The organism is Streptomyces sp. NPDC052042, from assembly GCF_044548345.1.
GTDB lineage: Bacteria > Actinomycetota > Actinomycetes > Streptomycetales > Streptomycetaceae > Streptomyces.
The window spans coordinates 316,202-330,441 of record NZ_JBIUBU010000003.1 but is presented as its reverse complement, the minus strand read 5'-3'; the positions used below and the strand labels follow the sequence as shown (position 1 = coordinate 330,441).

Genomic DNA, 14,240 nt, shown 5'->3' with positions numbered 1-14,240 from the left:
GACCCCGCGGGCACGGCGCAGTTCGCCCGTCCGGACTTCGGGCAGCACCAGGACCCGGCGAACACCGGGCAGTTCACCCGCCCCGACTTCGGGCAGCACCAGGACCCCGCGGGCACGGCGCAGTTCGCCCGTCCGGACTTCGGGCAGCACCAGGACCCGGCGAACACCGGGCAGTTCACCCGCCCCGACTTCGGGCAGCAGCCCGCCCCGGTGCGGGATCAGGGGCTGTCGGCGCCGCGCCAGCGCAGCCGGGACGACGAGGACTTCGGCGTACCGCAGTCGCCCGCCGCGCCCACCGCCGCCGGTGACGGACAGTACCGCCCGGTCCCGCCGTCGCAGCCGCGGCACGACGCGCTGCCGCCCGTCGCCCTCCCGGGCGACGGCGGTACGCCGCTGTACGACACCCTGGAGACCGACTGGTTCCGCGGTCCGCAGCAGGGCGGCCAGCAGCCGCCCGACGAGCCGCAGGAGCCGGCCTCCCACCAGCGGACCGACCCGGAGGAGCCTTTCGCTCCTGCCGCGCCGGACCTCGTGGGAGAGGACTCGGGTGCCCCCACGAGCACCTGGCGCCCCTCGCCGAACGACGAACTCGTACGGCAGGCGGAGCGGGTCAAGAATCCCGCGGCAGGCGGAGTCACCACTTCCGGACTGCCTCGCCGGGTACCTCGCGCGAACCTGGTGCCGGGCACCGCCCAGCAGCAGAACCACCAGCCGGGTCCCCAGGTGTCGCGTGCGCCCGATGATGTGCGCGGGCGGTTGACCAATCTCCGCCGGGGCATCCAGCAGGGTCGGCAGGCCAACAACCAGTCGACCGGCAGCTTTCCACTCGGCCCCACTCACCAGCAGGAGCGTTAGTTGAGCCCGATGAGTCAGGCCGCGCAGAATCTGAACTGGTTGATCACCAACTTCGTGGACAACACCCCCGGGGTGTCCCACACGGTGGTGGTCTCCGCCGACGGACTCCTGCTGGCCATGTCCGAAGGTTTCCCCCGTGACCGAGCCGACCAGCTCGCGGCCGTCGCCTCCGGTCTGACCTCGCTGACCTCCGGCGCCTCCCGGATCTTCGAGGGCGGCGCCGTGAACCAGACGGTCGTGGAGATGGAGCGAGGGTTCCTCTTCATCATGTCCATCTCCGACGGCTCCTCACTGGCCGTACTCGCCCACCCGGAAGCCGACATCGGCCTGGTCGGCTACGAAATGGCCCTCCTGGTCGACCGAGCGGGCACCGTCCTCACCCCGGACCTCCGAGCCGAACTCCAAGGAAGCCTGCTCCAGTAGGCGACCGCGGAACCGGCACAGACCCGACCGCTCAGGAAACGCCCACAGCCCTCGCCCGTCCGGCCGCCTAGAGCCCCACCGGCCCTTCAGACGGCAAGCCGACACTCTGCTGTCACGCCCGGAGGATTCATGACCCCGCCACCCGCCTCATCCGATCCGTACGGCGCACTGCACCACGCGTCGTACGACGGTGAAGGCGACCAGCCGCTGGTCCGCCCGTATGCCATGACCGGCGGCCGGACCCGGCCCCGCTACCAGCTCGCCATAGAGGCGCTGGTCTCCACCACGGCCGACCCCGCGCACATGGCGACACTGCTCCCCGAGCACCAGCGGATCTGCCACCTCTGCCGTGAGGTCAAGTCGGTGGCCGAGGTCTCGGCGCTGTTGTCGATGCCGCTCGGCGTGGCCCGGATCCTCGTCGCGGACCTGGCGGAAGCCGGCATGGTGGCCATCCACCAGCCGGGCAACGGAGACGTCGGCGGCACGCCGGACGTGACACTGCTCGAAAGGGTGCTCAGTGGACTTCGCAAGCTCTAGCGGCGGAGCGGCCCGGGCCACTACCTCGGCGAAGATCGTGGTGGCAGGGGGCTTCGGCGTGGGCAAGACCACGTTCGTCGGTGCCGTCTCGGAGATCAACCCGCTGCGCACCGAAGCCGTGATGACCTCGGCCTCCGCGGGCATCGACGACCTGACGCACACCGCCGGCAAGACGACGACGACCGTCGCGATGGACTTCGGCCGGATCACGCTGGACCAGGACCTGATCCTGTACCTCTTCGGTACACCCGGACAGGACCGCTTCTGGTTCATGTGGGACGACCTCGTCCGCGGCGCCATCGGCGCCGTCGTCCTCGTCGACACCCGCCGCCTCGCCGACTGCTTCCCCGCCGTCGACTACTTCGAAAACAGCGGACTCCCCTTCATCATCGCCCTCAACGGCTTCGACGGACACCAGCCCTACACCCCCGACGAAGTCCGCGAAGCACTCCAGATCGGACCCGACACCCCGATCATCACCACCGACGCCCGCCACCGCGCCGACGCCAAGAGCGGACTGATCACCCTCGTCGAACACGCACTGATGGCACGGCTCAAGTAGGTACAAGTCGGAACAGCGGTACGGTAGTTACCTAAGCGACCCGCGGGGGCGGGGCTGTGTCCTTTGACACGATCCGCCCCCCGCTTCATAACGTTTCGACAGAGAATTACCCCGAGTTCAGCACCCGAAGCGACCGATCGGTGCCGCTACGCTCACATGAGCCTCGCCTTTTGGCGGGGCTTGTTCTTTATGCCCGTTTTATCTGAGGCTTGGACCACTCGGAATGGCCGATTCCGAGTGTTTGGAACGCGACCGCTCCCCGTGCTGGAATTCGACGAACTTCTGAGTAGTACGGCCCTGAACGAAATACGGCACAGCGTAGGTGCCGACGCCGAGAGGTTGTTGTTCGAGTGAGGCGAAGCAAGGATGGCTCCGCGGCGCAGCCTGAGCGGGGCAATTTCACCCCGCCGCCGCCGCGTGCCGTGGCATCGCCCGTCGACGCGTCCGAAGCGACGGCGCCCCGTGGCAGTACGAGCCGAATGGCCCCGCGCAACTGGCGGGTGCCCACCCGGCTGAACGCCATCCTCCTCATTCCGGTGCTGGTCGGCCTGGTCATGGGCGGCTTCCAGGTGAAGGGGTCCATCGACACCTGGCGGGAGGCCCAGGACGCGGAGAAGACCGCGCTGATCGTCCGTGCGGCCTCGGAGTACGGTCAGGCGCTCCTCGACGAACGCGACCTCTCCGCCCGCCCGCTGCTGTCCAACAACCGCGACGACGCCACCATCGACCAGGTCCGGGCCACCACCGACGCCGCCGCGGCCAAGTTCGACGAAGCCGTGAAGGACATGCCCGCGAAGCACGGTCTGGAACGGCGCCTGCGGCTGTTCCGGCTGGAGGAGCCCAAGCTCCCCGAGCTGCGCAAGTCCGCCTACGCCGAGGGCATGGACCCGGTGAGGACGGAAGAGGGCTACGTCCAGGTGCAGCACTCCCTGATGGAGTTCGCCAACGAACTGGGTCTGGGCACCGGCAACATCACCAGCTACGGCCGCACGGTCTACGCGATCCAGCTGGCCCAGGCCGCAGAATCGCTTCAGCGCTCCATCGGCATGCATCTGCTGGTGCGGCCGAGCCGGAAGGACGCCACCTTCGACGCCCAGGTGAAGGCGTTCGGCTCGTACAACTACCTGGAACGGATCGCGCTCAACGAGTTCAGCTCCGGTGGTACGGAGGCCGACGCAAAGCGGCTGAAGCAGGTCATGACCGCCCAGTCGGCCGCCGGGGCTCAGGAGCTGAAGAAGGCGAAGGAGCGGGCCGAGGCGGCGGGCACCCCGTTCGTCGAGCCGCCGAGCGCCGACGGCTCGGTCTTCGACGGCATGGCCCAGCACATCGCGCGGGGCGAGTCCCCCGAGAAACTGGCCGCGAAGGGCGTCACACCGGAGACGTGGATGGCGGCCGCCACGGCCAAGTTCGAGGGTTACGGCACGGTCGAGAAGGAACTCGTCGACAAGGCGGTGGCCGAGGCGGCGGGCATCTCGTCCGAGGCCCGCAAAGACGCCGTCGTCGACGCCGCGGTCGTACTCGTGGCCCTGCTGGCCGCCTTCGTCCTGGCCGGACTGATGGCACGGCAGATGAGCCGTTCGATGCGGGAGCTGCGCACGGCCGCCTTCCAGATCGCCGAGCAGCGGCTGCCGATGCTGGTCGACCAGCTGTCCAGGAACGATCCGGGGCTGGTCGACACCCGTGTCCGGCCGCTGCCGATCGACAGCCACGACGAGATCGGCGAAGTCGCCCGCGCCTTCGACCAGGTGCACCGCGAGGCGGTCCGGCTGGCGGCCGAGCAGGCCATGCTCCGGGGCAATGTCAACGCGATCTTCACCAACCTCTCGCGTCGCAACCAGTCCCTGATCGAGGGCCAACTGACCCTCATCACCGACCTGGAGAACAACGAGGCCGACCCGGACCAGCTGGAGAACCTGTTCCGGCTGGACCATCTGGCCACCCGCATGCGCCGCAACGGCGAGAACCTCCTCGTCCTCGCGGGCGAGGAGCCGGGCCGCCGCTGGAACCAGCCGGTCCCGTTGGTCGACGTGGTGCGGGCCGCGTGCTCCGAGGTGGAGTCGTACGAGCGCATCGATGTGTCCGGTGTGCCGGAGACCGAGATCCACGGCGAGGCCGTCACCGACCTGGTCCATCTGCTGGCCGAACTGCTGGAGAACGCCACCACGTTCTCCTCGCCGCAGACCAAGGTGCGGGTCACCGCGACCCGGCTGCCCGACGGCCGGGTGGTGATCGAGATCCACGACAAGGGCATCGGGCTCACCCCCGAGGACTTCGCCGACATCAACCACCGGCTGGCCAACCCGCCGACGGTGGACGCCACGGTGTCCCAGCGGATGGGCCTGTTCGTGGTCGGCCGGCTCTCGGACCGGCACGGCATCCGGGTCCAGCTGCGTCCCTCGGGCGAACTGGCGGGCACCACCTCGCTGGTCATGCTGCCGGACGTCATCACGCACGGCGGCGGTGGCGCACCCGCCGAGGCGCAGGGCGACTTCACCGTCTCCTCGATCATCCCGGAGCAGCCGGGGACCGAACAGCCCGTCGCGCCGAACCGGATGCGCACGGCGGCCGAGCTGGGCTTCGACGACTCCCGCTACGAGCAGCCCACCGGGGCCGCACCGATGGACCCGGTGGGCCGCTCGCTGCTGCGCGAGGAGCGCCGGGCCGCGCTGGGCGGCCCGGCGGCCGGTGAGCAGCCTCAGTTCACCCAGGATCCGTACGCGGAGAACGGGTACCCGGAGCACGGGTACACCGGGGCCGGGTACACGGAGAACGGATACCCGGAGAACGGCTACGGCCAGGAGCGGTACGCGAGGGAGCCGGAGCAGCAGCAGTACGCCCAGGGACAGTACGGCGGGGAACAGTACGGGCAACAGCCTTACGGCCAGGAGCAGTACGGGCAGGGGCAGTACGGCCAGGAGCCGTACGCCGCGGCTCCTCACGCGGGCGGCCACGCGTCCCCCGCCGGACAGCCCGGTCCCATCGCCCCGGACGGGTACCCGGAGCCGGCCTATCCGGAAGCCTCGTATCCGGAAGAGGCATATGCGTCCGGCGTCGCCGGCCGGCCGGTGCAGGAGGAAGCGTTCACCACTGGTCCGCAGCAGGACGAGTGGGCGGACCGGGACGCCCAACAGGAGTCGTACGAGCCGCTGTCCGGGGCGGAAACGGAATCGACTCTGAGCGCCCCCGCCGAAGCGCGGGAAAGCGTAGGCTTCAACCGTCCGGGGCCCATCCCGAACTCCGGCCACGAGTTGACCGAAGCCGGTCTGCCGCGGCGGGGCGGTCAGCAGCACTGGCAGCCCACCGGTCGCGGCGACAACCAGCCGCTTGCCGCGCAGCGGCCGGAGCAGCGGGAGGAACCGCCGCGGCCGTCACCGGCGCGGCAGGACGACGGCTCCGACGACTGGCGTTCGACGAACGACGAACGCTGGACGCGGGCCGAGCAGCTCCGTGACCCGAAGGCGGGCGGGGTCACCCCGTCCGGACTTCCCCGGCGGGTGCCCAGGGCCAATCTGGTCGAGGGTACGGCGGAGCAGACACCGCAGGGCGGCCCACAGGTCTCCCGCGCGCCCGAGGACGTCCGCGGCAGGTTGAGCAACCTGCGGCGAGGCGTACTGCGGGGACGTAACGCGGGTTCGGACACAAGTAACACCTACAACCAGGAGCGTTAGTGTGAGCCCGATGAGCCAGGCGGCGCAGAATCTGAACTGGTTGATCACCAACTTCGTGGACAACACCCCCGGGGTGTCCCACACGGTGGTGGTCTCCGCCGACGGACTCCTGCTGGCCATGTCCGAAGGTTTCCCCCGTGACCGAGCCGACCAGCTCGCGGCCGTCGCCTCCGGTCTGACCTCGCTGACCTCCGGCGCCTCCCGGATCTTCGAGGGCGGCGCCGTGAACCAGACGGTCGTGGAGATGGAGCGAGGGTTCCTCTTCATCATGTCCATCTCCGACGGCTCCTCACTGGCCGTACTCGCCCACCCGGAAGCCGACATCGGCCTGGTCGGCTACGAAATGGCCCTCCTGGTCGACCGAGCGGGCACCGTCCTCACCCCGGACCTCCGAGCCGAACTCCAAGGAAGTCTTCTTAACTGAGAAACGGACAGTGCGTTTCACGCCACCGAGCCATAAGGTGCGGTGGCGCGGACCCACCGGTCGGGACCGGCAGGCGGAGGAGGAATCGTGACAACACCCCCAGACGGGCACCGGTACAGCCGTGGCCAGGACGTGCCGGGTGAGCACGGGAGCAACCCCTTCAACTTCCCCTCCGCTCCCAGCGGACAGGGCGTACAGCGGCCGTACCGGCCCTACCAGCCCCAGGAGTGGCCTCAGCAGCCGGGGCAGCCGCAGAACGGCCCGCAGGAGCCCGCGTGGCCCTCGCAGCGGCCGTACCACGACGTCCCGCCCCGATCGCCCCGTAGTCAGCCCGTGCCGCCGCGACAGGCCACCGAGCCGGCCGCTGCCGCGCACATCCCCCTCGTCCGTCCGTACGCCATGACCGGCGGCCGGACCCGACCGCGCTACCAACTCGCGATTGAGGCGTTGGTCAGTACCACGGCCGATCCGTCGCGGCTGCAAGGGCAGTTGCCCGAGCACCAGCGGATCTGCCGGTTGTGCTTCGAGATCAAGTCGGTCGCCGAGATCTCGGCGCTGCTCTCGATACCCCTCGGCGTTGTCCGGATCCTCGTAGCCGACCTGGCGGAGGCCGGACTCGTCGCTATCCATCAGCCCGGCGGCGACGAGTCCGCCGGCGGCCAGCCAGATGTGACACTGCTCGAAAGGGTGCTCAGTGGACTTCGCAAGCTCTAGCGGCGGAGCGGCCCGCTCCACTACCTCGGCGAAGATCGTGGTGGCAGGGGGCTTCGGCGTGGGCAAGACCACGTTCGTCGGTGCCGTCTCGGAGATCAATCCGCTGCGCACCGAAGCCGTGATGACGTCCGCGTCCGCGGGCATCGACGACCTGACGCACACGGGGGACAAGACCACCACGACGGTGGCGATGGACTTCGGCCGGATCACGCTGGACCAGGACCTGATCCTGTACCTCTTCGGTACACCCGGACAGGACCGCTTCTGGTTCATGTGGGACGACCTCGTCCGCGGCGCCATCGGCGCCGTCGTCCTCGTCGACACCCGCCGCCTCGCCGACTGCTTCCCCGCCGTCGACTACTTCGAAAACAGCGGACTCCCCTTCATCATCGCCCTCAACGGCTTCGACGGACACCAGCCCTACACCCCCGACGAAGTCCGCGAAGCACTCCAGATCGGACCCGACACCCCGATCATCACCACCGACGCCCGCCACCGCGCCGACGCCAAGAGCGGACTGATCACCCTCGTCGAACACGCACTGATGGCACGCCTGCGCTAATGCCGTGACCTCCGTGTTCTGCTCGGGGACGTCCACGGGCGTCCCCGAGCAGAACACGGAGAGGGAACGCCGTACGACGCACTGATGCCCCGTACCTCCGGTCTCCCGGAGGTACGGGGCATCAGTGCGTCGTGGCGTCCCTCAGCACTGCCGGGAACTCAGCGCTCTCAGGAGCCCAGCGCTGCCAGGAGCTCAGCGCTGCCAGGAGTGCGGGGCGCGGAAGCCCGAGGTGCGCTCCAGACGGCGCCACCCGGCGGTGGTACGGCCGCAGTGGGCGGGGGTGTCGGGCTGGGCGGCGGCGCGGGCGAGCAGGACGGCGGTTATGGCGGCCAGCTCCTCGGGCTCGGCAAGGCCCTTTTCGACGCGCAGCACGGAGGCTGTGGCAGTGCTCATGGGTGGATTCTCCGTCTTCTCGGCAGGTCTTCGCAGGTCAGGGCGGGTTCTTCGCGGATCGTCGCGGGCCCGGCGGCCTCGCGGTGTTCTCGCGGCGGTGGCCGGGGACTACTGCGGGGGGTTGCCGTGCTTGCGGGCGGGCAGGTCGGCGTGCTTGGTGCGGAGCATGGCGAGCGAGGCGATGAGCACCTCGCGGGTCTCGGCGGGGTCGATGACGTCGTCGACCAGGCCGCGCTCCGCCGCGTAGTACGGGTGCATCAGTTCGGCCTTGTACTCCTTGACCATGCGGGTCCGCATGGTCTCCGGGTCCTCGGCCTCGGCGATCTGCCGCCGGAAGATCACGTTGGCGGCGCCCTCCGCACCCATCACGGCGATCTCGTTGGTCGGCCAGGCGTATGTCAGGTCCGCACCGATGGACTGGCTGTCCATCACGATGTAGGCACCGCCGTACGCCTTGCGCAGGATCAGCGAGATCCTCGGCACGGTGGCGTTGCAGTACGCGTAGAGCAGCTTCGCACCGTGCCGGATGATTCCACCGTGCTCCTGATCCACGCCCGGCAGGAAGCCGGGTACGTCCAGAAGAGTGACGATGGGGATATTGAACGCGTCACACATCTGGACGAAACGGGCCGCCTTCTCGGACGCCTCGATGTCCAGGACACCGGCCAGGACCTGCGGCTGGTTGGCCACGATCCCGATGACCTGGCCGTCCATGCGGGCGAGGGCGCAGACGATGTTGCGGGCCCAGCGCTCGTGGATCTCCAGGTAGTCGCCGTCGTCGACGAGCTCCTCGATGACCTTGTGCATGTCGTAGGGGCGGTTCCCGTCGGCCGGGACCAGGTCCAGCAGGACGTCGCCGCGCCGGTCGACCGGGTCGTCGGAGGCGACCGTCGGCGGGTTCTCGCGGTTGTTCTGCGGGAGGAGCGAGAGGAGGTAGCGGACCTCCGCGATGCAGGTCTCCTCGTCGTCGTACGCGAAGTGGCACACCCCCGACGTCTCGGCGTGCACGTCCGCGCCGCCCAGGCCGTTCTGGGTGATCTCCTCGCCCGTGACCGCCTTGACCACGTCGGGACCGGTGATGAACATCTGCGAGGTGTCCCGCACCATGAACACGAAGTCCGTCAGCGCCGGGGAGTAGGCGGCGCCGCCCGCGCACGGGCCGAGCATCACGCTGATCTGCGGGATGACGCCCGACGCCTTGGTGTTGCGCTGGAAGATCCCCCCGTATCCGGCGAGCGCGCTCACGCCCTCCTGGATACGGGCTCCCGCGCCGTCGTTCAGCGACACCAGCGGGGCACCCGCCGCGATGGCCATGTCCATGATCTTGTGGATCTTCGTGGCATGGGCCTCGCCCAGGGCACCGCCGAAGATCCGGAAGTCGTGCGCGTAGACGAAGACCGTGCGGCCCTCGACCGTGCCCCACCCCGTGACCACACCGTCCGTGTGCGGCTTCTTCGCCTCCAGACCGAAACCGGTCGCCCGGTGCCGGCGCAGCTGCTCGACCTCCCGGAACGAACCCGGATCGACCAGCAGCTCAATACGCTCGCGCGCCGTCAGCTTCCCCTTGGCGTGCTGCGCTTCGGTCGCCCGGTCGCTCGGTCCGCGACGAGCCTGCTCACGCAGCGCCAACAGCTCGGCCACCCGGCCGCGGGTGTCACTCGGGTCGCCCGAGGTTTCGTCCACAACGGTCATGTACCGACCCTACGAACCCCGGCAAGCAAATTCTTCCGTCGACTCCGCACAGTCTCCCGGCCCGATTCCTGGTGGGGCCCGACAGTGTGTCCACGCCATGCAGGCGAAGTTCCAGCTTCCACCGGTCCGACGTTGTGGGTTTTCGATAAACCACCCCTGTGGTCTGCCGCACACTCCCGTCAGCCTCGGGGCGTCCTCCGGTCGGGCGTTCCGCACAGGGTACGCCCCGCCGCAGGTCCGCCACCGGCCTCCCCCGGCCCCTTCCGTGCCCACGCCCCACGCACGCTCCGTGCACATCCCCGGCGCGCTCCGTACACACCCCCCGGCGTGCTCGTACGAACCCTGACACATGTGGGGCTCGGGCGCGGAAGGGAAGGTCCGCCGGCGCACGTCGCCCGACGGACCTCCCCGCGCCGGGGCGTCGCCTACCGGACGTCACACCTCAAGGTGCGCCCGTCCGTCCCAGGCCGGACCCGCAGTACCAGGCGCCGCCCGGTGGCGAGCACCTCGATGCCGGGGTCCGCGGAGACGACCCGGTGCACCGGGCGCTCCCAGACGACGTCCACCGGGGCGCCGCTCCGATCGGGACCGCTGACGCACACGGTCATGGTGCGTCCGCGTTCGCGCACGAGGACGCCGGCCGGGGCCGTGGCGGAGAGCGGTCCAGCCTCGCCCGGCTCCCAGAAGTTGGCGGCGGTGACGCCCAGGGAGCGGACGGAGATGGCCTGCGCGGCGGCGGTGTTGGCGTGCACGGTCAGCCATTGCCGGTCGGCGCCGCGGGCGGTGACGGCCGCCCGGGAGGCACCGGGCATCAGCAGATACGCGTAGTCGGCGTCGACGGGGTCGGTGCCGTGGTCGAGCCACAGGGTCTGGTAGCGGCGGGTACGGCGCTCGGGGGAGCTGGTGGTGTTGATGTCGGACCAGGCGCCGGTGCGGTCCTCGCGCAGGGTGCGCAGTCCGGCGGCGCCATCGGGGAACACCCAGCCGCCGTGCCCGTCCAGGTGGGCCCAACGGGGTGCGCGGCTCGCCTCGGTGGTGAAGGCGGCGGTGCCGTTCTCGCCGATCATGCGGTTGTCGACGACCGTCTCGACGGGCGTCGCGTCGGTGCTGGTGATGCCCGCGCCGAGGCAGACGACCGTGTCGTCGAGGCAGAACCACGACCTGCGGGCCTGCAGCGTCGAGCCGAGGCCCTTGAGGTGCTGGCCCACCGCCGCGAACTCTCCGTCGGTAGTCCCTCCGACCCAGCTCGTCGCGGGCTTGGCGGCGCCCCATTCGCCGCCCGCCCGGTCGGCGAGCCGCTTGGTGGACACCGTCGTGCCGGGCAGCCGGTAGGGGTCGACGGTGGGCCAGAACCAGTCGGTGTACTGGTCGCCCTGCCGGCCGTCGGGCCACCAGTAGAGCATTCCGGCGCCAGTGTGCCAGCCGCGCGGGTTCTCGCCGTTGCCGCACTCGTAGTACGAGATCCGCTGGGAGGCCATGGAGATGCCGGCGGCCCAGTGCGGACGGCGGTGCACGGCCCGGTCCATGCCCGCGAAGAGGTGGTGGCCGACCCGCTCGGGCGCGGCCCGCACGGCGCTCGCCTGCACCGCGTGCAGCCGGGACAGGTCCGCGATGCCGTACTGGGGGGCGGCGAGGATGGGGCTGGTGCGGTCGCGGGCGATCCAGCCCTTGATCATGCCGTACCACCGGTCGCGTTCCTCCACCGAGACGCCCTGGGCGAGGAGCGCGATGCCCGCGATGATCCCCTGCCCGTGGAAGTGGTCGCCGCGCAGGATCTGGAGGTCGTCGCTCTTCAGGATGCCGCGGCTGATGGCCCGGCCGTTGACGCTGTCCATGACGAGGCCGTTGTAGATCAGCGGGGCATAGGCCTTCTCGACGCTGTCGAGGATGATCTGCCGGTTCGGGTCGGTGACGGCCCAGGCCGATCCGGCGAGCAGCGCGAAGAGGCGGCCGAGCCCGTCGAGCATGACCTGGCCGTAGGTGCCGGAGTAGGCGATGGTGGTGTGCTGGATGAACGAACCGTCGGCGTACAGGCCGTCGCCCGAGGTGACGTACGGGAAGACGGGCGAGAGCGCGTCCCGGGCCAGTTCGATCTTGGCGGGGGCCCGGCCGAGGACGCCGCGCATGACGACGGAGCGGCACAGGTCGACGCGGTTGGCGCCGGTGGAGGTGCCGCTGTAGTCGCGGAGCACCGAGTCGGGGATGAAGTGGTCGACGGCGGCGCGGGCGGCCTCGACGCGGGCGGCACCCAGGTGCTCGTACAGGACGGCGGTGATGTCCATGAGGATGCGCGGGCTGCCGATCTGCCATTCCCACCAGTTGCCGTACGGCTTGACGGAGGTGTGGTAGGCGGTCGCGGCGAGGTGGTCGTAGCCGCGCACGACGTCGGCGAGGAGCGCGGCGTCACCGGTGGATCCGGTGCCGGGCTGGGCGTACGCCTGGGTCATCGTCCACAGCCTGCTGTATGCCTGGGTGATGCCGGCCGGCGGGTCGTACGGGGCGTCGGGCCACAGCGAGCCGGGCTGCGGGCTCATCGTGGACCGGAACGCCCGCGCCCGGGTGCCGAGGGCGGTGAGGCGGGACGCGTAGGGCTCGGCGGTCGCGTCGAAGCCGGTGCCGAGCGTGATGCCGATCCACCGTCCGCGCAGTTCGTCGAACTCGTCGGCGCCCGCGGCTCCGCCGAGCCCGGTCGCCGTCGTCGCGGACGCGCTCGCGGCCATGGCCGAGCCGGGGACGGCGACGGCCAGGGCCGTGCCCGCCGAGAGGGCGAGCAGGGTACGGCGTGACCATTCGGGCGGTGTGGGCATGTGCGGCTCCGTTCTTGGCGGGGTCGTCAGGGTCCGGGAGGTGGGGGTGTGGGGACGGGGCCGGTGTCCGGGCGGCGGCGCACCGTCCCGGATCTCGGGGGAAGGGTCAGTTTCCGCGGCGGAAACGGGCGTCACCCAAGTCGGCGTGGCCGTTTCCCTTGCCGCCGTCGCCGCTGCCGCTGCCGCTGCCGACGATCGGGGCGGCGTACGTGGCGCCGGTGGTGTCGGCGGTGGGCCTCCGGGCGCCGTCGGCCGCCGTCGGCAGCGGCGATCCTGCCTTCCCCGTGCCGTCGGCGTCGGCGGGCGAGGGGCCGGCGAATGCCGTGGCGGGAAGGGTGGCGGTCCCCGCCAAGGCCGGTACTGCGGCTGAGGCGGCTGCTGCACCCGCCGAAGTGATTCTTCGCGACATGTGCACTGCGTAGTCCCCGCGCCCGGACACCGTCAATGACCTGCGACTACTCCGCGTGCTCCAGTCCAACAACCGTGTTGCGTAAGTCCAAGTGACGGTGTGTCCGCCACCCCGCGCCGCTGTTCGGGCACGGTGGCGGGCGCTGCGCCCGGCTGTCGGCAACGCCGTGCCCACCGCGCCCGCCGCCTCCCGAACGGCGGCTCACCAGCCCTGCTCACCAGCGGACGGCCGTGAAGTCGACCGGCCGGGGCCGCAGCAGTGCCGCGCGTTCGGCCAGTGCGCGCAGCCGCCGGGACATCTCGTCGGCGTCCAGGCGGTGCCGGTCGCCGTGGCCGGGCAGCACCCACTCGAACCGCAGAAGCACGGCCGTCCGGGCCAGCGAGGCGGCCAACTCCTCGATGGAGTACCAGGTCACGCTGTCCACGACTTCGAGATCACCGGTCGTGCGCGACCAGTAGAAGCTGTCGCCGCTGAAGCAGTACCGGTCGTCCGCGAGGTAGAGCACACTGCCCCGGGTGTGGCCGGGCAGCGGATGGGCGGTGACGCCCTCGCCGATCTCCACGGGATCGAGTCCCCGGATCACCTGGTCCGCGTCCGGCACCGCGTCGAGGTCGTCTTCGTGGATCCACAGCCGGGCCCCGAAGTGATCGGCGTAGCGCCGCCCGTGCGCGACATGGTCGCGGTGGGTGAGCAGCACATCGGTGACGGGGCCCGACGCCGCGTACCGCTCGGCGAGTCCGGGGCTCCAGCGCGGGGTGTCGATCATCATGACCGCGCCGGAAGGCCGCAGGAGGAGATAGGAGTTGGCCCCCGCGGTGTGCCGGGAGTTGTGCCCGCACACGAGTACGCCGTCGTCCAGCGCCATCGGGAACGGGTCGAGTGCCGGGTCGATCCGCCCCGACGCGGGGCGGATCGAGCGGGTGTGACAGGCGAAGACCGCGGCCTGTAAGCGCCGTTCCTCCGCCTCGTCTCCGGGCTGCCGCAGGATCCGCGACTTGCCGTCTTCCTCGCCGATGAGGTCGGGGGCGAATTGCCGGGCGACGTCGCAGTTGGTGCAGCGGTCGTCCACGTACCAGTCGTTCACAGCCGGGTTCCTTCCACGTCCACGGGAACGACCCGTCGAGGGCCGCCGTCCCAGGAGTAACCGACGCACGGCTCGAACCGATAGGAGCCACCACTCTGGTGTTTCCGGTT

At 70.4% G+C, this 14,240-nt stretch carries 12 protein-coding genes and 1 pseudogene; 8 read left to right on the top strand and 5 right to left on the bottom strand.

Annotated elements, in window-relative coordinates; all coding sequences use genetic code 11:
- From ACIHCL_RS08800 to ACIHCL_RS08765, 8 genes and pseudogenes are all read left to right on the top strand, one after another.
- Positions 1-855 (top strand): annotated as a pseudogene (locus ACIHCL_RS08800) (histidine kinase); the annotation flags it as partial.
- 9 nt (positions 856-864) lie between these two features.
- Entirely contained in the window at positions 865-1,278 is a 414-nt protein-coding gene (locus ACIHCL_RS08795; RefSeq protein ID WP_399858974.1) for a roadblock/LC7 domain-containing protein, read from the top strand.
- Between the two features lie 129 nt (positions 1,279-1,407).
- Positions 1,408-1,815: a DUF742 domain-containing protein gene (locus tag ACIHCL_RS08790; protein WP_399858642.1), complete on the top strand. Its 408-nt coding sequence runs from the start codon at positions 1,408-1,410 to the stop codon at positions 1,813-1,815.
- The gene (locus tag ACIHCL_RS08785) at positions 1,796-2,377 is read left to right on the top strand and encodes a GTP-binding protein (protein WP_399858640.1); all 582 of its coding nucleotides are present in this window, start codon (positions 1,796-1,798) and stop codon (positions 2,375-2,377) included. Before ACIHCL_RS08790 ends, ACIHCL_RS08785 begins: the two co-directional genes overlap by 20 nt.
- A 350-nt stretch (positions 2,378-2,727) precedes the next feature.
- The gene (locus tag ACIHCL_RS08780; RefSeq protein ID WP_399858637.1) at positions 2,728-6,045 is read left to right on the top strand and encodes a nitrate- and nitrite sensing domain-containing protein; all 3,318 of its coding nucleotides are present in this window, start codon (positions 2,728-2,730) and stop codon (positions 6,043-6,045) included.
- A 10-nt stretch (positions 6,046-6,055) separates the two neighbouring features.
- The gene (locus ACIHCL_RS08775; RefSeq protein ID WP_030757628.1) at positions 6,056-6,469 is read left to right on the top strand and encodes a roadblock/LC7 domain-containing protein; all 414 of its coding nucleotides are present in this window, start codon (positions 6,056-6,058) and stop codon (positions 6,467-6,469) included.
- A gap of 87 nt (positions 6,470-6,556) precedes the next feature.
- Positions 6,557-7,183, top strand: coding sequence for a DUF742 domain-containing protein (locus ACIHCL_RS08770; RefSeq protein ID WP_399858635.1), 627 nt, complete (start codon positions 6,557-6,559; stop codon positions 7,181-7,183).
- Positions 7,164-7,745 carry a GTP-binding protein gene (locus ACIHCL_RS08765; protein WP_399858632.1) on the top strand — a complete coding sequence of 194 codons (582 nt, stop codon included), beginning with the start codon at positions 7,164-7,166 and terminating at the stop codon, positions 7,743-7,745. Before ACIHCL_RS08770 ends, ACIHCL_RS08765 begins: the two co-directional genes overlap by 20 nt.
- Before the next feature lie 192 nt (positions 7,746-7,937).
- Here ACIHCL_RS08765 and ACIHCL_RS08760 read toward each other — a convergent pair whose 3' ends face one another.
- From ACIHCL_RS08760 to ACIHCL_RS08740, 5 genes are all read right to left on the bottom strand, one after another.
- Positions 7,938-8,138, bottom strand: a complete 201-nt coding sequence (locus tag ACIHCL_RS08760; protein WP_399858629.1) for an acyl-CoA carboxylase subunit epsilon — start codon at positions 8,136-8,138, stop codon at positions 7,938-7,940.
- A 108-nt stretch (positions 8,139-8,246) separates the two neighbouring features.
- Positions 8,247-9,830 carry an acyl-CoA carboxylase subunit beta gene (locus tag ACIHCL_RS08755; protein WP_399858626.1) on the bottom strand — a complete coding sequence of 528 codons (1,584 nt, stop codon included), beginning with the start codon at positions 9,828-9,830 and terminating at the stop codon, positions 8,247-8,249.
- Between the two features lie 425 nt (positions 9,831-10,255).
- Complete coding sequence (locus ACIHCL_RS08750; protein ID WP_399858624.1) at positions 10,256-12,637, bottom strand: polysaccharide lyase 8 family protein; 2,382 nt, start codon at positions 12,635-12,637, stop codon at positions 10,256-10,258.
- 106 nt (positions 12,638-12,743) lie between these two features.
- The gene (locus ACIHCL_RS08745; protein ID WP_399858621.1) at positions 12,744-13,046 is read right to left on the bottom strand and encodes a hypothetical protein; all 303 of its coding nucleotides are present in this window, start codon (positions 13,044-13,046) and stop codon (positions 12,744-12,746) included.
- Between the two features lie 214 nt (positions 13,047-13,260).
- The gene (locus tag ACIHCL_RS08740; protein WP_399858618.1) at positions 13,261-14,130 is read right to left on the bottom strand and encodes an MBL fold metallo-hydrolase; all 870 of its coding nucleotides are present in this window, start codon (positions 14,128-14,130) and stop codon (positions 13,261-13,263) included.
- Positions 14,131-14,240 lie beyond the last annotated feature (110 nt).

What these genes read in the sequence shown, in the direction of transcription:
- ACIHCL_RS08795 (WP_399858974.1), top strand. Translation starts at nt 865, where the DNA reads ATGAGTCAGGCCGCGCAGAATCTGAACTGGTTGATCACCAACTTCGTG.
- ACIHCL_RS08790 (WP_399858642.1), top strand. Translation starts at nt 1,408, where the DNA reads ATGACCCCGCCACCCGCCTCATCCGATCCGTACGGCGCACTGCACCAC.
- ACIHCL_RS08775 (WP_030757628.1), top strand. Translation starts at nt 6,056, where the DNA reads ATGAGCCAGGCGGCGCAGAATCTGAACTGGTTGATCACCAACTTCGTG.
- ACIHCL_RS08760 (WP_399858629.1), bottom strand. Translation starts at nt 8,138, where the DNA reads ATGAGCACTGCCACAGCCTCCGTGCTGCGCGTCGAAAAGGGCCTTGCC.
- ACIHCL_RS08755 (WP_399858626.1), bottom strand. Translation starts at nt 9,830, where the DNA reads ATGACCGTTGTGGACGAAACCTCGGGCGACCCGAGTGACACCCGCGGC.
- ACIHCL_RS08750 (WP_399858624.1), bottom strand. Translation starts at nt 12,637, where the DNA reads ATGCCCACACCGCCCGAATGGTCACGCCGTACCCTGCTCGCCCTCTCG.
- ACIHCL_RS08745 (WP_399858621.1), bottom strand. Translation starts at nt 13,046, where the DNA reads ATGTCGCGAAGAATCACTTCGGCGGGTGCAGCAGCCGCCTCAGCCGCA.